The following is a 20901-nucleotide window of genomic DNA, read 5'->3' on the forward strand; positions in this document are numbered from 1 at the left end:
TCACGGCGGAGTCACTTCTTCTGAAGATTTACTGACGATGCAGCATAGTACGTAGCTACAAGGGGGAATCAGGCGTGCCTACCGCACTGCCGATATCGGGGGATTTACCGGAATTCCGGGTACTCGGTCCGCTGGACATACGTGCCCGCGGACGCCAGTTGCAGATAACGGCGCCCCGGCTGCAGGCCGTACTGGGCGCCCTTCTGCTGCGGGCAGACGAAGTCGTCCCCGCACAGCACCTCATGGACAGCGTGTGGGAGGACAACCTCCCTGCCGACCCTGCCAATCAGATCGCCGTCTGTGTCTCGATGCTCCGCCGCAAGCTCGAACGGGCAGGCGCGGGACGGGACCTGCTGCTCACCCATCCACCCGGTTACAGGTTCGTCGCGGACGGAGTACGTCTCGACACCTTCACCGTCCGTCAACTGCGCGACGAGGCCCGCGAACACCTCGCGGCGGGCGACTCGGAGGCTGCGCTCTCGCGTCTCAAGTCGGCGCTGTCCCTGTGGCGCGGCCCCGTCCTGTCCGGTGTCACCCGCAGGGCCTGGCAGCCCGAGGTGCGGCGCTGGGAGGAGGAGCAGGTAGCCGTCAGGGAGAGCGTGTCCGATCTCCAGCTCGAGCTGGGGCTGCACGAGGAACTGATCGCGGAACTCTCGGTGTTCGTCCAGCAGCAGCCCCTGCTGGAGCGTCCTCGGGGCCAGCTGATGCTGGCGCTGGCCCGCTCCGGGCGTCAGGCCGACGCACTCCAGCTCTACCGCGACACATCGAGCCTGCTGCGCGAGGAACTCGCCGTGACGCCCGGGGAGGAACTTCGGCGGCTGCACGAACAGATCCTGCGGGGGACGGCACCCGTGCCTCAGCCGGAAGCTGACCCGGAGTCCGCCGTGGCGGAGCCCGCGCCCGCGGTGCCGCTCCTGGCGTCCGTCGTGGCGCCAGGGCCGCAGCAGAACGGTCCCTGTCAACTCCCGGGCGACCTCGCGGAGTTCGTCGGCCGCGAGGAGGAGCTCGCCGCCCTGCGGAAGAGCCTCGTCCCGGGAACCGGATCGGTCCCGGTCGCGGCGATCGTGGGGCCGGGAGGTACGGGAAAGACGGCTCTCGCCGTGCACGCGGCTCATCAGCTGCGGCCCGTCTTCAGCGACGGACAGCTCTACGTCAACCTGCGCGGCATGGACGAGCACCCGGTGACACCCGAGGAAGCCCTGGCCCGCTTCCTGCGTGAGCTCGGGCTCCCTGGCTCCGCCATACCGCAGACGCTCGACGAACGGTCGGAGCAGCTGCGGAGCCTGCTCGCGGACCGGCGCATGCTGATCGTGCTGGACAACGCCCGTGACGTGCGGCAGGTGCGGCCGCTGCTTCCCGGTACGGGCAGCTGTGGTGTGCTCCTCACCAGCCGCGCCAGGATCACCACGGCGCCCACCACGTGCGTGCTGGAGCTGGAGGTCTTCGAGCAGCACCAGGCGCTCGCCCTGCTCGATCGTCTCGTGGGCCGCAAGCGGCTCTCGGCCGAGCCGCACGTCGCCGCGGAACTCACGGAGTACTGCGGCCGGCTGCCGCTCGCCGTGCGCATCGTGGGGACGAAGCTGGCGTCCAAGCCGCACTGGACCCTGGAGAAGGCCGCGTCCCGGCTGGCCAACGAACGCCGCAGACTCGACGAACTGGCCCACGAGAGCCTGGAGATGAGGACCAGCCTCGAGTTGTCGCACCAAGGGCTCAGCTCCGCGGCGCGCAAACTCTTCCGGCGGCTCGCCCTGCTGACCACGCCGGACTTCTCCGAGTGGATCTGCGCTCCGCTGCTGGACATGCCGCTCGCCGAAGGCGAGGACCTCCTGGAGGAGTTGCTCGACGCCCGGCTGGTCGATGTGACCAGCCCTGCCGGTGCCGGTCAGCCCCGGTACCGCATGCACGACCTGGTGCGGCTGTACGCCCTGGAGCGGGTGCACGAGACGGAGCCGAAGGCGGAGCGTACTGCCGTGCTCACCCGGGCCGCGGCGACGGCCCTCGCCCTGGCGGACCTGGCCCACCGCACCGTGTGCGGAGGGGACTTCACCGTCCTGCACAGCCTCGCGCGGCAACCGCCCGCACCGGCCGACGTGCTGGAGAGGATGGCCTCGGACCCGCTGCGTTGGTACGAGTCGGACCGCGCGACCATCACCGCGCTGTGCCAGCAGGCGGCAGCGGAGGGGCAGGACGAGATCGCCTGGGATCTGGCCGCCACCTCCCGCTGTCTCTTCAGCGTCCGCTTCCACTTCGACGACTGGCAGGTCACTCATGAGAGCGCGCTGAGCGCCGTACGCCGCCAGGGGAACAACAGGGGTGCCGCGGCCATGCTCTTGGGGCTGGGCGATCTGTATCTCACCCGGCGCCACTACGAACGGGCAGTTCCGCTCCTCGAGGAGTCGCGGCGGCTCTTCCGCGAGGTGGACGACCGCTACGGGCATGCGCTGGCGCTGCGCAAGGCGGCCTGCGCGGACCGCATCACGGGCCGTTTCGACCGGGCACTCGCCCGCTGGCGGGAGTCGCTGCCGGTGCTGCGGTCGGTGGAGGATCTCGAGGCGCAGGCACAGGTGCTGCGCTGGAGCGGCCAGACCCTGATCGAAATGGAGCGCTACGAGGAGGCCGAGGTCTTCCTGCGGGACGCGGAGAAGGTCGTACAGGGATTCCGCGGCCGCAGCGCGGCGCAGGTCCGCTTCAGCCTCGCTGATCTCCATCTGGCCCGCGGCGACCTCGAACGGGCCGCGGAAGCATACGAGTTGAGCCTGGAGGCCAGCACACCCATCGGCGACCCCAGCGGACGCGCCTACGCGCTCGCGGGGCTCGCCACCGTCGACGTCCGGCGCGGCCGGCTCCACGAGGCGGACGAGCGGCTCCGTCAAGCGCTCGAGATCGCTCGCGCCATCCAGGACCCGCTGATGGAGGCCCAGGTCCTGCTCGGACTGGGACGATCGCGTCGGGCCGCGCACGACCTGTCCGGTGCCGCCTCGCTCTTCCGGGAGGGCGCGGAGTTGTGCCGCAGAATGGGCGCCCCGGCCAGGCTCGAACAGATCCGTCGCGCGATGGCGGAGCTTCCGCAGGCCGTGACCTGATTCCCGCGGGCAACCGGCGTTTCCCGTCCTGCTGTTCACTCCTCGGACGTGGGAGGCAGGGCGGGAAGCCGGACGCGGTAGGTGCTGCTGCCCTCGCGCGTCCGGAGCAGGACCACCCGGCTCTCGTTCGTGCCGACGACCTGGAGCGTGCGTTCGTCGCTCCACCCACAGAGGCGGAATTCGCCTTCGCCGATGTGCTCCAAGGAGCAGAACGGGCGGCTGTCCAGCAGCAGCCGCGGAACGCCTTCGTGGACGTCCACCTCTGCCGTGACGAGCCCCTTCCCGGAATCACGGGGAAGGTGATGGCCCGGCTGTTCCCAGTTGGCGAACGTCTCCGGCATCCGGAAGCGGCACCGGTAGCCCTGTGCGTCCGCCGGACGCAGTGGCACCTGCGGACGCAATGACAGGCTCGGAACCCCGTCGAGCCGTTGCCGCAGCTGTTGCGGGAACATCCGGCTGAGCCCGTCGGTGTGGCAGGTGTCGACCACCAGATGGACGAGTTCGAAGGGTTCCCGGTTCACCATTGCGTGCACACGCCAGGAGGCGACGAACCAGAGCGTTCCCGGGTCCCAGCACCGGTTCTCCCCGGCGAAGACGGTCCGCGCGCGGGGCCCGCTGACGATCGGCAGGTGCAGGCGGCAAAGCCCCCAGGGAGGACCGCACTTGACGGACTGGAGATTGCTGAGCCGTGCGCCGGGAGCCAGCGCCATCAGACGCACTCCCAGAAGCGGTGCGGGCAGGTCCTCCAGCAGCTTCCGCAGATAGGGCAGGCGGGCAAGCCACGGCGTCTCCCCGAAGCCACTCAGGCTCGGCCCGCCGCTGTCCGTGCGGTGCGGGTCGCCGCCGACGCTGCGCAGCGGAAGCACGCGCCGGCCGCTGGCCGCCGAGAGGGGGGAGCCGAAGTGTCGGTCGAACGCTTTGAGTTCGCGGCTGAGCCGTTCGGCGTCGTAGACGCCCTCCAGCGCGACGGAGTTGGGGAAAGCCTTCCCCAACGGGTCCCGCATCGGGATCACTTCGGTCATGCAGCTCACCCGAACTGGTCGAAACAGAGCTTCACGACCATGCCCGTCACCGTCACCAGCAGCACCGTGCGAACGAAGCCGGAGCCGCGCCGCAGAGCGGTTCTGGCTCCCAGCGAAGCACCCGCGATGTTGCAGACGGCCATTCCGGCGCCCAGGAGCCACAGCACGTCCCCCTGGACGGCGAAGACCGTGAGCGCCCCGAGGTTGGTGCCGACGTTCACCACCTTCGCCAGCGCGGAACTCTGGAGGAACTCCAGCGACAGCACACTGGTGAACGCCATGATCAGAAAGGTTCCGGTGCCGGGTCCGAACAGGCCGTCGTAGAAGCCGATGCCGCATCCCGCGAGCGCGATGACGGCCATGCGGCGGCGACGGCTGACGGCGTCGCGGCCCTCGGCCGCTCCGAAGCGGGGCCGCAGCGCCACGAAGACGGCGACGGAGACCAGGAGCGCCATCACGACCGGCCGGAACCAGTCCGCGGGCACGCTGGACGCGGAAACGGCACCGAACCCCGCCGCCGGGACGGCGAGCGCGGCCGCGGGCAGCGCGACGGACCGGTCCAGCTTGGTTCGCCGGGCGAAGGTCACGGCCGCCACCGTGGTTCCCGTGATGGCGGCGAGCTTGTTGGTCCCCAGCGCGGCGGACGGGGGCAGCTGCGGAAAGGACAGCAGCAGCGCAGGAATCAGGAGCAGCCCGCCGCCGCCCACCACGGCATCCACCCAGCCCGCTGCCAGCGCGGCGGACAGCAGCCCCGCTGTTCCAAGGACGTCCAATGTGACTCCAACCCTCTCGTCGACCGCCGGTGAATTCGCGCGGACGTTTCAGAGCACGCCCGAGATCTGCTTCAGTTCGGGCAGCACCCGGCGCTGCGGCATCATCTGCTCCGCCCAGCGCGGCACGGCCCGCAGCGAGTAGCAGCGGCGCAGCCACCTGTCCATGCCGTCGTAGCGGGGCGTGAACGCGGAACGACCGTGCGCGGCCACGTGGTTGTCCACCACGACCATCTCGCCGGGCCGCAGAACGATCTCCCGGCAGGTCTCCTCGAGCGCCGCCGCCAGAGCCCGCAGCGCCTCGTCGGATTCGCGGTCGGGGCCGCTGGTGGTGTGGGAGTTGAAGCGCATGAAGAGGTTCGGCTCCGCGCCGAAGAGCACCGGATGCGGCCCGGACTCCGGGCGGCGCGCGGCGATGTTCCGGGCGAAGGACGTCGGATAGGCGCTGCGGAATCGGGGCTCGCTGAGAATCTCCCGTTGAGCGCCGGTGAGGAGAGCCGCCGCGTCACGTACGGAGGCGACCCGGGTGGCCGCGACGCCCTCGTGGTCCTGCCGCAGGCACAGCAGCCCCAGAAAATCCGGCCGCAACGGGTGGTGGACGTTCTCGGTGTGGAAGTCGAAGGCCACGGAACCGCTGTTCTCGATGCGCTGTTCCTCGCCGGCCACGGGGTGCACCTCGTGTATGAGGGCCCCGTCCTTCTCGTCCTGGTAGCCGATGAGGCTCCCGAGCAGGTCAGCGACGAGCGTCAGCACCCCCGTGGTGAGGTGCTGCTCCAGCACCCGGGAACCGTGCCACTGAGGCGTGCCGGGAAGATCCCCGACGGGAAGCCCTCGAATGACGAAGCACCCCTGGCCGCTGGTCCCGGCTGCGAAGTCGAGCAGTCCCTGGCGCAACCCGCCCGGCATGTCCAGCAGCAGATCGGCGAGTTCGGCCGTGGAGGCACCCGAGAGCACGGCCGCACGCGACGCCAGTTCCCTCATTCTGCGGCCGTCGGGTTCCGGCAGCACAAGTCCCGTGGGGTCCTGTGTCATCAGATTCATCGATATCTCCTCAACGCGGCGGGGGCGACGTCCCCGACTCGACGAGGAGACGCTAGAAACGCCTCATTCCAATCCGGTGTCCGTCGCCTGTCGCCGCCATGTGCGTCCTGCCGGCGTTCCGCGCCGGCCGTCGCCGAATTCCCGTTGCCTTCCGTCGGGTTCGGCCGCGCACCCGTCCACGGCATGTTTGCGGAACACGCTGCGGGCAGCCGTTCGACATCGATGTGACACCCGGACTTCACGGGCTTCGCCGGGCAGTCGGATGCCTTTCACCGTGGAGGCAGAGCCGTCGGTGAATCCGACGTCATGACAGGTATGGGTGGCGCAGTTGGGGTTCCCGGGCCGGGCCGGCCCTCGGCGAGACGTTTCCCGCGCCCGTCGTGCGGAGTTCGACGGCGCTGGGGGCAACGCTGAGGTGGCCGGGGCCAATTCTCAGGTTCCTCAACAGAGAAGAGCCGAGGGAAATTCGACGGGGTCACGTCGAACTGAAGGGCCTGACCGACTACATGACGGCCGGGCGCTTCCCGGGCAGATGCGAAACATGCGCGGTGCGCGTGAAATGCGGCCCGGAGAACATGTCTGCGAGGGCCGACAAGGAAGAGAAGCTCATCTCGCTGCCGGACATGTCTGATCCGGCTGTGCGCCGCGCGCACACGAAGCCGGGCCCTGCGATGCCCACGGCCGCCCGGCCGCAACCGGAATCGCCCTCTCGGCGGGGTATGTGCACGAAGGAGAGCCTTGCTGATCGCGCAATTGCCGTGCCCGCCCTCGCCGTTCGGCCCAGAAGTTGTGGCGTTGATCGGGCCGGGCGGGGCGGGCCGGCAGTTCTTGTCACTGCTTGATGGTGATGCCCTTGGGATTGAGGTGGGAGATGTTGCCGCTCTCGGTCCCGTCAGACGGGTCGATCACGCAGTCGATGAGCGCCGAGGTGCCCGACGCCAGCGCCTCGCGCAGGTGCGTGGCCACCTCATCCGGTGTCGTCGCCTGGTAGCCCTTGCCACCGAACGCCTTGATCATGACGTCGTGGTTGGCCGTGAGAGCGGTCGGTGCCGGGTCGGACGAAGGGGAGGCCTCGTTGCCGCGGTAGACGCCGCTGTTGTTGAGCACGACGGTGACGATGGGGAGCTTGTAGCGGCAGATGGTCTCCACTTCCATGCCGCTGAATCCGAAGGCGCTGTCGCCCTCGATGGCCACGATCGGGGCGCCGGTCTCGACGGCGGCGGCGATGGCGTAACCCATGCCGATGCCCATGACACCCCAGGTGCCGCTGTCCAGCCGGCGCCGCGGGGCCTGCATGCCGATCGTGTTGCGGGCGAGGTCGAGTGCGTTGGCACCCTCGTTGACGACGTAGGCCTGGGGGTGCTCCTGCAGGACGTCACGGACCGCCTGCAGCGCACCCAGGAACTTCATCGGGTGTGCGCTCGCGGCGGCCTCGAGGCGTCCGGCCATCTTCTCGACGTTCTGCTTGGCGCGGGCGTCGAGTTCCTCACGCCATTCCGCCGGCACTGTGATCGCGCCCGCCTTGTTCCGCTCGGTCAGGGCCTCCATCACGGATCCGACGTCACCCACCAGCGGAGCCGCGATGGGCTGGTTGCTGTCCATCTCGGAAGCTGCGATGTCGACCTGGATGAACTTGGCCTCCGGATTCCACTGCGGCGCTTCGCCATGCCCCAGGAGCCAGTTGAGCCGCGCGCCGACGAGCATCACGACGTCGGCCTTGCGGAGCGCCAGCGAGCGGGCGGTGGCCGCCGACGCCGCGTGGTCGTCGGGCAGGAGGCCCTTCGCCATCGACATGGGGAGGTAGGGGATTCCCGTGGTTTCGATGAATTCCCGGATCTGCTCGTCCGCCTGTGCGTACGCCGCACCCTTGCCGAGCACGACCAGTGGCCGCTTGGCGTTGGCGAGGAGGCCTATCGCACGGTCGACGGCCTCCCGGTCGGGCAGCTGGCTCGGCGCCGGGTCGACGACCGGCCACAGTGATGCGGCGCCCTTCTCCGCGTCCATGACTTCGCCCAGCACGGCGGCCGGGATGTCGAGGTAGACCCCACCCGGGCGCCCGGAAACGGCGGTGCGGATGGCGCGGGCCAGACCGCGGCCGATGTCCTCCGCGCGATGAACCCGGTAGGCCGCCTTGGCGAAGTGCTTGGCCGCGGCCAGCTGGTCCATTTCCTCGTAGTCGCCGCGCTGCAGGTCGACGAGGTGCCGTTCGCTGGATCCGGAGATCTGGACCATCGGGAAGCAGTTCGTGGTGGCGTTGGCCAGCCCCACCAGCCCGTTGAGGAAGCCCGGTGCGGACACGGTCAGGCAGATGCCCGGCTTCTTCGTCAGGAATCCGGCTGCTGCCGCGGCGTGTCCGGCGTTGCTCTCGTGGCGGAAACCTATGTAGCGGATGCCCGCTCCCTGCGCGACACGCGCCAGGTCGGTGATCGGGATGCCGACGACACCGTAGATGGTCTCCACGCCGTTGAGTTTGAGCGCATCGACGACCAGATGAATCCCGTCGGTGACATCGGGGTGATCGGCTCCCCCTGCCTCTGTGCCCGGTACGGAAGCGGCGGTCATGGTGAGGACCCTCCCCTGGATGGTGCGATCGAATCTCGGAATACTGCATACAGTATCCTCGCCCGAAGTGGGCTGGCAAGGATTGTGCTGAGCGCTCGAGATGCGGTTCTGCCCCGCCGCGCGACGCCGGCACCCTCGTCAACGACGGGTCGAAGGCGGAGGCCGATTCGCGGCAAGCGTGACTACCCTTGGCCCGCATGGCTGCTTCCCCTGACTCCCCCGGACCCGCACCGGACGGCCCGCACGCCGCCGGCTCCTTGCGCGGCCCCCTCGTCGCGATCCTCAGTGGCGCGGGGATCTCCACGGACTCCGGCATCCCCGACTACCGCGGCCCGCAGGGGCTTTGGCGCCAGGATCCCGAGGCGGAGAAGCTCGTCACCTACGACTACTACATGAACGATCCGGACATCCGTCGCAAGTCGTGGCAGATGCGCCGCACCAGTCCCACCTGGGACGCCCGTCCCAACGCGGCGCACGAGGCGGTGGCGCAGCTTGAGAAGTCCGGCAAGCCCGTGCGCGTCATCACGCAGAACGTGGACGGGTTGCACCAGCTCGCCGGGATGCCGGACCGCAAGGTGCTGGAGCTGCACGGCAGTTCACGCACCGTGATGTGCACGCGGTGCGAGGCCGGCAGCACGATGGCTCAGGCCCTGGAGCGCGTCGAGGCGGGCGAGGACGACCCGGACTGTCTGGAGTGCGGCGGCATCCTGAAGTCCGGCACGATCATGTTCGGGCAGGCACTCGACCCGGAGGTGCTCGGGCAGGCGGTGGGCGTCGCCAAGGCGTGCGACGTCTTCGTGGCGGTCGGCACGTCGCTCCAGGTGCAGCCCGCGGCGTCGCTCGCGGAGATCGCCGTCGACCACGGCGCCCGACTGATCATCGTCAACGCCGAGCCCACGCCGTACGACGGGCTGGCGGACGAGCTCGTACGCGAGCCGATCGGCGAGGCGCTGCCGGCGCTGCTGGAGCGGCTGCACGACGCGTGACCGTGACGGCCGCCCGCTGGGCCGGCCCGCATCTGCGACACCGGAGCGACGGCAGGGCGACGCGGCCCGCAGCGCGCCGTCCGATACCCGCCGGAGATCTTCCGGGACCGGCACGAGACTCCCGGTATGTCTTCGATCCAGAGCACAGATACTGCAGCGACCGGCCTCGCAGCCCGGCAGTCGCTTCCCCTGTACGGCAAGGCGGCCCTCGTGACGGGCGGCAGCCGCGGCATCGGTGCCGCGATCGCGCTGCGGCTGGCGGCCGACGGCGCCGACGTCACCCTGACCTACGACCGGAGCGTGGCCGCGGCGGAGGAGGTCGCCGCCCTCATCGAGAAGTCGGGCGGTCGCGTCCTCGCCGTACGTGCGGACTGCGCCGACCCGGCGGCGATCCGTCACTCGGTCGAAGCGTGCGTGACGGAGTTCGGACGTCTGGACATCCTGGTCAACAACGCGGGCGTGGGGGCCACCGGGCCCGTCGGCACGATGCAACTCGCCGACATCGACCAGGTGTTGGCGGTGAACGTCCGTGGTCCCTATCTGGCGTCCCAGGCCGCGGAACCGCACCTCGCCGACGGCGGGCGCATCGTGAACATCGGGAGCTGCGTCGGCGAGCGCGTCGTCTTCCCCGGCATGTCGCTGTACGCCACGAGCAAGGCGGCCCTGAACGGGCTCACCAGGGCGCTCGCCCGCGAACTGGGGCCACGCGGCGTCACGGTGAATCTCGTGGCGCCGGGGCCCGTCGACACGGACATGAACCCCGCGGACGGACAAGGAGCCGACGCCCAGGCGGCCTTCACCGCCCGCGGGAGGTACGGAGAGGCCGACGACGTCGCCGCGACGGTCGCCCATCTCGTGGGTGATGGCGGACGCAACATCACCGGTGCGTCGATAGCGGTGGACGGCGGGTTCAACGCCTGACGCCACCGCGTCACGCCCGCGGGATGTCCTTGCCTGTCGGGTGGTATTCGAGCAGCATCAGCCGGCCGTCGAGCACGCGGTGGGCGGCCAGCTCCAGGTCCGCGGACGCCGTCTGCTCGAAGAACCGCTCGCGGCCCGACTCGCCGACCAGCAAGGGGAAGGTCATCAGCCGCAGCCGGTCGACGAGACCCGCCGCGATGAGCTGCCGCACCACCGACAGGCTTCCCATCGTGCGCAGGGGGACGTCTGCCTCGCGCTTGAGGCGTTCCACCTCGGCGACGAGATCGCCGCTGCACACACGGGTGTTGGGCCACTCCGCACTCTCGAGCGTGCGGGAGAAGACGACCGTCTCGAGTTCGGCCATCCGCTGCGAGGACTCGTCGCGGGCCTCCTCGGGCAGTCCCGAGAGGATCTCGTACGTTCGCCGGCCGAGGATCACCAGCTGGGGCGCGGCCATTTCGGTGCCGATCCACTCCTCGAGTTCGGGGCCCCCGTACCCGAAGTAGCCCGGGGACGTCGCCGAGCCGGCCCAGCCGTCGACCGAGATGAAGACGTCCGCGTTCAACTCCTGCATCACTGTGTTCCTTCCGTCGCCGTGAGAACTCCTCACGGCGATGGACCGGAGCGCACGCCCGGATTCATCGCATGGCGGCCGGTCGCTGCGAGGGCATCCCCGCCTGGCGGGCGAAGTCCGCTCCCTCCTACGATGCTGGTCATCACGGGGAGAGGTGGATACGTGGCACAGCGTGTGGGGCGCGTGGAGCTGGGCGTCGGCTGGATCATCCGGAACTTGGATGTCGTCATCGCCGTCGGACTGGGCCTGACGATCGGTTTCCTCGACGTCTTCGGGGAAGTGGTCAGCGACGACGTCTCCTCCGGTGCAACTCTCCTTGTACTCGGCGCACTTGCCGTGGGGTCGATGACCGAGCGCGTCCGCCGCCGGTCCGACATCCAGGAGGTGTCCGCCGACACACGCCGTGCGCTGGAGGATCTGGCGATGGTGCGCTCCCTGTCGGGCAGCGAGGTGGGGGAAGCGCTGAGCAAGGCCCGCGAGCAGACCAACCGCTGGTACTTCAAGGGCGGTACGGGCACCTATTTGCGGGCGGTGACGCTGCCGCGCTGCGTGGAGACGGCGACCCGCCAGCGCACTCCCCTCAGCATCAAGATCGACATCATCAACCCCGGCAGCGAGAAGACGTGTGCGGACTACGCGCGCTTCCGGCAGACCTTCGCGCGGCAGCGGAACGTGGACGCCGCCAACGCCTGGACGGCGACGCGGACCCGCAAGGAGTCGTACGCGACCGTGCTGGCCGCCTGCTGGTACCGGCAGCGCCTGGACACGCTGGAGATCAGCGTTCATCTCTCGGCGGGAGTGCCGACGCTCCGCTTCGACCTGTCCGAATCCTGCCTTGTCATCACGCAGGACGACCCCAACCGCGTCAACCTCCTCGTCGCACGCGACCAGCCGCTCTACGACTACTACGTCACCGAGCTGCACCAGAGCAGGGAGCAGGCCGAGCGGCTCGACCTCCACGCGCTGCCGCCGCTGAGTCACGAGCCGACGGTGGACGAAGTGCGAGCGGTTTTCGACCATTTGAGCCTTCCGCTCCCCGCCGTCTTCACCGACACCGACGTCGGCGACATCATCGACAAGGCACTTCACGCGGAGGACCCGTACCGGAGGTGAACCTGTCGGGGGCCATGGACTACGACGAGCTCGAACACGCGCTGCGGGACGGCTCCGCGGCACATGTACCGCGTGAGGCGGTGGCGGGCATCCTGGGCGAAATCGCCTCCGGGCACCGGGAGTTGAGAGCGGTGCGGCATCCGCTGGGCTTTCTGTGCCTGCCGGTGGTGCGCGACGGGGAACGGGGCGTGTGCGTCCACCTCTTCGGCGGCGGGTCCGCTGCCGGTGAGCCCGCTGCCGCCGGAATGCACGCCCACAGCTGGGAGTTGCTCAGCCACGTGCTCTACGGCCACGTCTCCAACGTCCCGGTCCGCGTCACGGAACCGGCCTCCGCTCCGGCGCCCGGCCCGGCCGCCGGCCCCTCCCCCGGTGCGACGCACCGCGTCTTCGAGGTGCACAGCGCCCCCGACGGCACCGACGAACTGCGGCCCACCGAACGCCTCGTGCGCAGCGAGCCGGGTCCCGAGCACACCAGCACCGGCGGGGAGACGTACACGCTGGCGGCCGGTGAGTTCCACTCCACCGTCGTCAGGAACGGCGAGCCCGCGGCCACGCTCGTACTGGGCAGGACGCTCCCGGGTCGCAGGGACCTCTTCCTCGGGCCCGTGCACGGCCCGGCCCGCCGCACTGTACGGCGGCTGTGCGGGGCAGAAGACACCCGAAGGACCGTGCGGGCGGCGCTGAGGAGGGTCCATGCAGGGCACCGGGAGTGACGCGGACGGGGACACGCCCGAGAGCATCGGGTCGGGAACGGACACCGGCGCGTACGCCTACGAGCAGAAGGTGGCGGTCGAAGCCGCCGAGGAGGCGGGGGCCTTGCTCAGCGCCCGCTTCGCGAAGGCCCACACCGTCGGCAGCAAGGGCGACGGCGGCGACGTCGTCACCGATCTGGATCTGGCGGCCGAAGAGGTCATACTCGCCCGGCTGCGTACGCACTTCCCGCACGAGCGGATCGTCTCGGAGGAGGCCGGGCTGCTGGAGGCGGACGGCAGCCGGACGTGGCTTGTTGACCCGCTCGACGGCAGCAACAACGTGGCGATCGGTCTCACCGCTTACGCCGTCGGGATCGCCCTGTGCGTGGACGGCTCACCCGTCGTCGGCGTCGTGCACGAGCCGGTGACGGGGCGGACGTGGCGCGCGGCGCTCGGGCAGGGCGCCTGGTGCGGCACCACCCGACTGGGCGGTCCACGCGCACAGTTGCCGCGGTGCGGGCCCGTCCTGGCGTGGACGCAGGGGCATTCGGTGAGCAGGAGCGACGTGCGCGCGCAGGCACTGCGGGGAGCTCTGGAGCTGCACTCACGGCGCGTACTGCAGCTGTGGGCACCGCTGTTGGGCTGGACGATGCTGGCGAGCGGCACCATCGACGGATACCTCGGCTACCGTGCGGAGGCCGTCGACTTCCCGGGCGGTGCGCTGCTGGCCACTGAGGCAGGCGTGGAGTTCCGCTCCCTCTCCGGCGGCCCCTTCCGGGTGGGCTTCGACGGACCGGACTCGGGGCGGAGCTTCGTCGCGGCCCGGGGTGAGGCGCTGGCGCACCTGGTGGATCTGGCGTCCGCGGCCACCGGCGGGACGCCCGCGGCGGAGTGACCGCGCCGCTTCTCAGACGAGGGCGAGGACGGCGGTGGCCGAGAGCGTCCCTGTCACGGCGAGCACCAGCCCGGTGGCCATGAAGCGGCGCAGGGGGATCCGCGTGCCGTGCCAGCGGCACCGCTCGAACCACAGCAGCGTCGCCAGTGACGCCCAAGGTGTCACGAGGGGGCCGACGTTGGTGCCGATGAGCAGGGCCAGCAGCTGGTGCTCGTTCGCGACCGGGACGGCCGCCTCCCCCGCGAGGTAGACGGGGAGGTTGTTGAGGACGTTGGACAGGCCGGCGCCCACGCCCGCCGAGCGGAGCATGCCCAGCAGGCCGCCGTCCGAGCCGATCGTCGCGGTGAGCAGATCGTGCAGCCCGTGTGCGTTGACGGTCTCCACGACGAGGAACATTCCCGGGACCATCATCAGCAGCCGCCACGGGATGAGCGTCAGCCGCAGGTCCGCTCTGCGCCGGACCGCGAACGCCACCACGACGACGACGGCCGCCGTCAGCGAGGCGGACCACAGCGGAACATCGGCGACGAGGATCGCCACCAGGAAACCGGCGCACGTGAGCGCGCACACTCGGAAGAGCACCGGGTCCGCGGGCCGCAGCGGCCGCGGAGGTATGTAGCTCTCGGAGCTGCGCCGCCCGAGGCGCCAGTAGAAGCCCCACAGACAGGCCATGGTCACCAGGATCGAGGCGAGCTGCGGCAACCCCATGGTGGTGGCCATCTCGACGGGCGAGAGCGCCACGCGGTCCGCGGCGAGCAGGTTGGTGAGGTTGGAGACGGGCAGCAGCAGGCTCGCCGTGTTCGACAGCCAGACCGTCGTCATCGCCAGCGGCACGGCCGCGATGCCGACGCGCGTGGACAGCGCGAGCATCACGGGCGTGAGAAGCACGGCCGTGGTGTCCAGGTTGAGCGTGATCGTGGTGACGGACGCGAAGAGCACGCAGAGGCAGAACAGCAGCGGATAGCTGCCCCTGCCGGTGCGGGCGACCCACGAGGCGACGGCGTCGAACACCTCGGCCCTGCCGGTCAGTTCGGCCAGGACGATCACCGTGGCGAGGAAGACCAGAAGCGGCCCGATGCGGGTCATCGCCTCCCCGGCCGGGCCGGCCGGCAGCAGCCCGGTGGCGAACAGAAGGATCCCGCAGACGAGGAGTCCGCCGGCGAACCAGTCCAGGGGATGCACTCTCTTCACGATTCGCACGGCACACAGAATCGCACACGTGACGTGAGGAGAATGTCGCTGCCTGTCGAACCCGAGGTGCCCGGCAGCCCTCTCAGCTCCTACGATGCCTCCATGACGGGCAACGGGGAACTGGTGGGCCACACGCGGGACTTGGACTTCTTCATCAGCTACTCCCCGGCGGACGAGCAATGGGCCTCGTGGATCGCCTGGACGCTGGAGGAGGCCGGCTACCGCACGGTGATCCAAGCCTGGGACTTCGTTCCGGGCACGAACTTCATCGACTTCATGGACCGCGGAGTCAGCGAGTCCGTCGCCGTGATCGCCGTCCTCTCCAGCCACTACGGGCGTTCGACGTACGGGCGCATGGAGTGGCAGGCGGCGCTGCGCGCCGAACCTGAGGCGCCGGAGCGCAAGCTGCTGACCGTGCGCGTCGAGGACATCCCCATCGAGGGCCTCCTCGCGACGATCACGTACGTCGACCTGGTGGGCGTCAGCGACACGCAGACGGCCCGCGACATGCTGCTCACGCGCGTCGGGCAGGCCGTCGAGGGGCACGCACGCCCGGGGCTGCGGCCCGGCTACCCGGGCAGCGCCACCGGGGAAGTTCCCGGGCCGCGCGCTCCTCACGACTCCGCCGGCCCGCACGACGACGGCCAGCGCCCGCTGGGCCGCACGGGCTGGTCGGGACGCCGGCGCCCAGCCAGGGCCCCGCAGTACCCGGCCGCACCGGGCGGCGGGTCCGTTTCGCGGCAGGACGCGTTGTCGGTACTGCACGTGGCCGGGCCCAACTTCGGGCGCGGCCGCGAACCCGACGCGCTGCTGCGGGAGATGTGGAGCGACCTGGTCGAGCTGAAGGACGCCGGTGCGCCCGCGCCCGATCTCCTCGTCGTCTCCGGTGACCTGACGGCGTCCGGAAGCCCCCGCGAATGCGACCAGGCCCTCAACTTCCTTACGGGGCTGCGTTCCCAGCTGGACCTGCCGCCGCAGCGGATGGTGATCGTGCCGGGGACCCAGGACGTCAGCCAGGCGGCGTGCCTCGGCTACTTCCACACCTGCGAGGCCGACGAGGTGCCGCCGCAGCCGCCGTACTGGCCCAAGTGGCGCCACTACACACGGCTCTTCCGCGGGCTCTACCAGGGCATGGACACGGTCTTCGAGAGCGACCAGCCGTGGACGCTCTTCCCCGTGCCCGAACTGCACACCGTCGTCGCCGGGTTCAACTCCTCCATCGCCTTCAGCCACCGCGAGGACGACCAGTACGGCTTCCTGGGACGCGACCAGGCCACCTGGTTCTCCGAGGCGCTGCGCAGGTACGAGGAGGAGGGCTGGCTGCGCATCGGCGTGGTGCGGCATCCGCTGAACGAGGGGCGGCAGCGGCCCGGTGACGCTCCGGGCGGCCCGGGTCCCCTGCGGGACGCCGACACCTTCGCCCGGCTGACCGCGCGCCGCCTGCACTTGGTGCTCCACGGCCCGACCGGCGGACCCCGCACCACCTCCTCCGAACCGTCCCACACCCGACTGGTCACGCCGGCGGGCGAGTTGCCCGTGTTCGGCTCCGCGGCACCTGCCCGCTGCGAACTGCTGCGCGTCGGCGCCGACGGCATCACGCGCTGGACGGACGAGGCCGGCAGCGAGCCCTCGGACTTCCCCCTCGAATGGCGCGCCGCCCACCGGATCTTCGCCGTTCCCGACGAGCCGGCGCCCCTGCCCGTCACGGTCCCCGCCACGCCCGCGACCGACGACGACAGGGACAGCCGCCCCCTCGAAGAACCCGCGGACTCGCTCGCCGAGCGCGTACGCGAAGTGTGCCGGGCCCGCCACGAGAGCGTGCGCCTGCGGGACGTCCCCCGCCGCGATGCGCACGACATGGCCCAGATCATGGCCACTTGGCACGAGGAAGGGGTGGTGCGGCAGCAGCGCATCGCCGTCCATGCGGCCACTCCGACGGAAGAGGAGATCGACCGCTTCGTCGCGCAGGCCCACGCGACCGACACCGGCTCCGAGGCCGAGATCGTCCACGAGGGGCCCGCGCCGGACCGGTCGCTGCGTGAGCGGGCGAGCCGGCGGGGCATCCGCGTCCGCAGCTTCCTCGAGTTCCAGGGGCTGCTCGATCTGCGCACGTACGTCGCCGCGCAGACGGCGAGTCTCAGCGCCGACGACCGCTACGCTCCGGGCCTCTACCTCCCCGGGCGCTACCGCGACGCGGAACGCCCGGACGGTGAAGAACGCGACGGCCTCGTCGAGAACATGCTCGACCTGCTGGCGGCGGACCACGGCCGCTTCGTCCTGCTGCTCGGTGACTTCGGGCACGGAAAGACCTTCGCCCTGCGGGAGTTGGCCCGCCGCATCCCCGAACAGCTCCCCCATCTCACGCCGTTGCTCATCCCGCTCAACACCCTCGACCGAGCACACAGCCTCGAAGGTCTCGTCGCGGCGCACCTGGCCGGCAACGGCGTCGACACGATCGACCTGCGAGCGCTGCGATACATGCTCGGACAGGGCCGCGTCGTACTGCTCTTCGACGGCTTCGACGAGCTGGTCAACCGCGTCAGCTACGACCGGGCCGCCGACCACCTCCAGGTCCTGCTGGACGCCTCCGTCGACAACGCCAAGATCGTGGTCAGCAGCCGCACCCAGCACTTCAAGTCGCAGGCGCAGGTGCTCACCGCGCTCGGCGAGCGCGTCGGGATGCTGCCGCGGCGCCGCGTGCTCTCCCTCGCGGGCTTCGTCCCGGCGCAGATCCGCAGGTACCTCGTCAACCGGTACGGCGACGAGGCGGTAGCCGAAGAGCGCTTCCGCCTGCTGCAGAACATCCCCGACCTGCTGGAACTGAGCCGCAACCCCCGCCTCCTCAGCTTCGTCGCCGACCTCGGGACGGAGCAGCTGCGCGCGGTGGCGGGGGCGGGCCGCGCGCTGAGCCCCGCGGGCCTGTACGAGGACGTCTTCGCCGCCTGGCTCGCCTTCGAGGAGCGCCGCGGCCAGGGCGGTCCCGGCGCCGCTCCCGGGCTGAGCATCGACCACCTGTGGGCGGCGGTCACCGCCCTGGCACAGCGGCTGTGGGAGAGCGGCCGCAGCGCGCTGCGACTGGACGAACTGACCGAGACCGTCGCGGAGACGCTCAGCGGGCTGGTGGGCAGCGGCTCGATGTCCACCCAGGAGAGCGCGCAGGCCGTCGGCGCGGGAAGTCTCCTGGTGCGCACGGAGGAAGGTCTCTTCCACTTCATCCACGGCTCCGTCGTGGAATGGCTCATCGCACGCGAGGCGGCGGCCCAACTGGCCCTCGGCGACGACACGTTGCTCGCCGCGCGCCCCCTCACCCAGCTCGCCGTGGAGTTCTTCTGCGACCTGGCGGACCACTCGCTGTGTACCGAGTGGGTCCAGGACGTGCTCAACTCCCCGGGCCCCCGCACGAGCGAGGCCGCCCGCGCGAACGCGGTGCGGGTCATCGACCGGCTGCGGGTCCCGGCCGACGCCGACCTGCGCGGCGCCCGCCTCGTCGGGGAGGACCTCTCCGCACGTGACTTCTCCGGCGTCGACCTGACCGGTGCCGACCTGACCGACACCCGGCTGCTGGGCACCAACCTCTCCGGCGCGGTGCTGCGCGGTGCCCGCCTCGTCGGTGCCCGGCTCGACGAGGCGGACCTCAGCGGCGCCGACCTCACCGGCGCGGACCTGCGCAGGGCGCGGCTGACCAGGACCGACCTGCGCGGCGCCCGGCTGACGGACAGCCGCTGGAACAGGGCCGCACTGATCGACCCCGTCACCGACGAACAGCCCGTAATGCCAACGGAGTTGGCCACGGCCGCGATCGCCCCGGGCATGCCTGTCGAGGCGGGGCTGCGTCCCTCGGGCGTCGGCGTCCCTTACGGCTTCGACATGCGCACGAGCCGGCTGCCCGAGCCCGTCTCCTACAGTCCTGAGGGTGAACTCCTCGCCGTCGGCAGCGAGGACGGCGGCGTGCTGGTGTGCGCGGCGGACACCGGCCGGGCGGTGCGCACGCTGCACGGCCACGAAGGGCGGGTCTACGCCGTCAAGTTCCGCGCGAACGTACTCGCCACAGGCGCGGCCGACGGGGAGGTGCGGCTGTGGGACCCGGTCTCGGGCAGCTGCCGGCACCGGATCGAGGTCCACCCCGGCGGCGTCTGGCCGGTGTCGCTCGACCTCGACGGGCGGCTGCTGGCGACCGGCGACGCCGAGGGCCTGGTGACGGTGTGGGACGTGGCCACCGGTCAGCCCCTGCACCGGCTGCCCGGCCACACCGTGCCCGTGTACACGGCCGTCTTCAGCTCCGACGGCGGCACCCTCGTCACGGGTGACGCGGGTGCGGCCCTGCGGGTCTGGGACACCCGCACGGGGCGATGCACCGCTGAGCTGGAAGGGCATCAAGGGGCCGTCTACCGGGCCAGGTTCAGCCCCGACGGGACGCTGCTGGCCACCGCCGACCGCGGCGCGGAAGGCCGCGGCACCGTACGCGTCTGGGACGTGGCGGCCTCCGGCGAAGCGCCGCGAGAGGGCGGGCCCCGCCTGCTGCACGAGTTCACCGGCCACTCGGGCCACGTCTACACGCTCGACTTCCATCCGGCGGGCGGTCTGCTCGTCAGCGGGGACACCGAAGGCCAAGTACGTCTGTGGGATCCCCGGGTGGGAGCACCGGCCGGCACGCTGGAGCGCAGCACCGGTGCCGTCTACCAGGTGCTGTTCGGGGACGAGGGCCGGCTCCTGGCCGCCTGCGACAGCGACGGCGCGGTGCGGCTGTGGCGGGTGAACACCTCCGGAACCGGCGGGCGTTCGGTCGCCCTGCTTCCGCAGCAGCCCGTCGAACACCGCGGCTCGGCCTGGGCGTGCGCCTTCCGCCCGCAGGACCGTCAGCTGCTCACGGTCGGCAACGACGGCGGCGCGCAGATCTGGGACGCCGGTACGGGTCAGGGCAAGCGGATCCTGCGCGGCCACGGGCGGCGCGTCAACACGCTCGCCTTCAGCTCCGACGGCGCGCTCCTCGCCACCGGCGGCAACGACGGGATCGTACGGATGTGGGACGCCCGCACGGGACGGCGCACCACCGAACTCTCGGGCCGCGGCGACCGGTTGGTCTCCGCCGTCTTCAGCCCCGCGGGTCCCCTGCTCGGCACGGCGAGCAACGACGGCGACGTCTATCTGTGGAACGCCACGACCGGCGAATACCTGCGGGAGATCGACGTCGAGACCGACCACACGTGGGCGGAGGCCTTCAGCGGCGACGGTGAACTCCTCGCAACCGCCAACGACGACGACACCGTCCGGCTGTGGTGGCGCACCACCGGTGCGCATGTGACGACGCTGTCGCTGCACCGCGGGCGGGTGCGCTCCATCGCGTTCCGCGAGGACGGCGAACTCCTCGCCACCGGATGCGACGACAGCCACGTCAGGCTGTGGGAGCCCTCGACGGGACGTCTCGTCGCCGACCTGGAAGGGCACGCCGACCGCGTGTACGCCGTCACCTTCTGCTGCGGCAACAGCGCGCTGCTGAGCGCCTCCTGGGACGGTACGGCCGTCGTGTGGGAGGACGGCGAGCAGCGGCACGTGCTGCGCGGGCACCGCGGGCGGCTGTGGACGGCGGCGGCGCATCCGCGTCGCCCGCTGCTGGCGACCGCCGGGGACGACCGCGCCATCTGCCTGTGGGACGCGGACAGCGGCGAGATGACGGCCCGGCTGACGGGGCACACCGGTCGCGTGCACACCCTCGCCTTCAGCCCGGACGGTACGCAGCTCGCGAGCGGCGGCGAGGACGGCACGGTCCGCCTGTGGAGCCTCCCCGACGCCTCGGAGCCCGAAGCGACCCCCGAACTGCGGGCCACGCTGATCGGCATTCCCGGCGGCTGGGCGGCACTGACGCCGAGCGGCGGATACAAGTACGAGGGCGATGTGGCGGGCGAGTTCTGGCACGTCGTCGGCATGACGCGGTTCACCCCTGGAGAGCTCGACGCCTACCTCCCGGGGGTCCACCGCCTCTCGCTCGACGCGGAGTTGTGACGGGGCGCGCCCATCCGGCGCGTCCCCGCGGCCCGTTGCTCCTCCGTGCTC

Annotated in this window: 13 protein-coding genes; 7 read left to right on the forward strand and 6 right to left on the reverse strand. The window is 70.9% G+C overall.

All coding sequences use genetic code 11. The annotated features are described in order from the left end of the window. Positions 1 to 74 precede the first annotated feature (74 nt). The gene (locus G4Z16_RS04860) at positions 75 to 3083 is read left to right on the forward strand and encodes an AfsR/SARP family transcriptional regulator (protein ID WP_197349358.1); all 3009 of its coding nucleotides are present in this window, start codon (positions 75 to 77) and stop codon (positions 3081 to 3083) included. Between the two features lie 35 nt (positions 3084 to 3118). Here G4Z16_RS04860 and G4Z16_RS04865 read toward each other — a convergent pair whose 3' ends face one another. The 4 genes from G4Z16_RS04865 to oxc form a co-directional block, all read right to left on the reverse strand. Then, positions 3119 to 4105, reverse strand: coding sequence for an aspartyl/asparaginyl beta-hydroxylase domain-containing protein (locus tag G4Z16_RS04865; protein WP_197349359.1), 987 nt, complete (start codon positions 4103 to 4105; stop codon positions 3119 to 3121). A 5-nt stretch (positions 4106 to 4110) separates the two neighbouring features. Further along, on the reverse strand, positions 4111 to 4878 hold the full coding sequence (locus G4Z16_RS04870) for a TSUP family transporter (RefSeq protein ID WP_197349360.1): 768 nt from the start codon (positions 4876 to 4878) through the stop codon (positions 4111 to 4113). Positions 4879 to 4926: 48 nt separating this feature from the next. After that, positions 4927 to 5916: a TauD/TfdA family dioxygenase gene (locus tag G4Z16_RS04875; protein WP_197349361.1), complete on the reverse strand. Its 990-nt coding sequence runs from the start codon at positions 5914 to 5916 to the stop codon at positions 4927 to 4929. Positions 5917 to 6747: 831 nt separating this feature from the next. Beyond that, positions 6748 to 8478 carry an oxalyl-CoA decarboxylase gene (gene oxc / locus G4Z16_RS04880; RefSeq protein ID WP_197349362.1) on the reverse strand — a complete coding sequence of 577 codons (1731 nt, stop codon included), beginning with the start codon at positions 8476 to 8478 and terminating at the stop codon, positions 6748 to 6750. A gap of 197 nt (positions 8479 to 8675) precedes the next feature. On the opposite strand from oxc, the gene G4Z16_RS04885 reads away from it, so the two are divergent. Beyond that, positions 8676 to 9464, forward strand: coding sequence for an SIR2 family NAD-dependent protein deacylase (locus G4Z16_RS04885; RefSeq protein WP_197349363.1), 789 nt, complete (start codon positions 8676 to 8678; stop codon positions 9462 to 9464). A gap of 126 nt (positions 9465 to 9590) precedes the next feature. After that, positions 9591 to 10385, forward strand: coding sequence for an SDR family NAD(P)-dependent oxidoreductase (locus G4Z16_RS04890; protein ID WP_197349364.1), 795 nt, complete (start codon positions 9591 to 9593; stop codon positions 10383 to 10385). Positions 10386 to 10395: 10 nt separating this feature from the next. Here G4Z16_RS04890 and G4Z16_RS04895 read toward each other — a convergent pair whose 3' ends face one another. After that, positions 10396 to 10959 carry a dihydrofolate reductase family protein gene (locus G4Z16_RS04895; protein WP_197349365.1) on the reverse strand — a complete coding sequence of 188 codons (564 nt, stop codon included), beginning with the start codon at positions 10957 to 10959 and terminating at the stop codon, positions 10396 to 10398. Positions 10960 to 11121: 162 nt separating this feature from the next. Here G4Z16_RS04895 and G4Z16_RS04900 point away from each other — a divergent pair, with 162 nt between their 5' ends. Genes G4Z16_RS04900 through G4Z16_RS04910 form a run of 3 tightly spaced genes read left to right on the forward strand, consistent with a single transcriptional unit; the run spans position 11122 to position 13659 of the window. Continuing rightward, complete coding sequence (locus tag G4Z16_RS04900) at positions 11122 to 12072, forward strand: hypothetical protein (protein WP_343070668.1); 951 nt, start codon at positions 11122 to 11124, stop codon at positions 12070 to 12072. Then, complete coding sequence (locus G4Z16_RS04905; RefSeq protein ID WP_246530683.1) at positions 12069 to 12785, forward strand: hypothetical protein; 717 nt, start codon at positions 12069 to 12071, stop codon at positions 12783 to 12785. Before G4Z16_RS04900 ends, G4Z16_RS04905 begins: the two co-directional genes overlap by 4 nt. Further along, positions 12766 to 13659 (forward strand): inositol monophosphatase family protein, encoded by an 894-nt coding sequence (locus G4Z16_RS04910; RefSeq protein ID WP_197349367.1) that lies wholly within the window; start codon positions 12766 to 12768, stop codon positions 13657 to 13659. Before G4Z16_RS04905 ends, G4Z16_RS04910 begins: the two co-directional genes overlap by 20 nt. Positions 13660 to 13671: 12 nt before the next feature. On the opposite strand, the gene G4Z16_RS04915 is transcribed toward G4Z16_RS04910, so the two are convergent. Further along, positions 13672 to 14859 (reverse strand): SLC13 family permease, encoded by a 1188-nt coding sequence (locus G4Z16_RS04915; RefSeq protein WP_197349368.1) that lies wholly within the window; start codon positions 14857 to 14859, stop codon positions 13672 to 13674. Positions 14860 to 14952: 93 nt separating this feature from the next. On the opposite strand from G4Z16_RS04915, the gene G4Z16_RS04920 reads away from it, so the two are divergent. Then, positions 14953 to 20850, forward strand: a complete 5898-nt coding sequence (locus G4Z16_RS04920) for a WD40 domain-containing protein (RefSeq protein WP_197349369.1) — start codon at positions 14953 to 14955, stop codon at positions 20848 to 20850. Positions 20851 to 20901: the final 51 nt, after the last annotated feature.

Origin of the sequence: Streptomyces bathyalis, from assembly GCF_015910445.1 — a bacterium.
Classification (GTDB): Bacteria; Actinomycetota; Actinomycetes; order Streptomycetales; family Streptomycetaceae; genus Streptomyces; species Streptomyces bathyalis.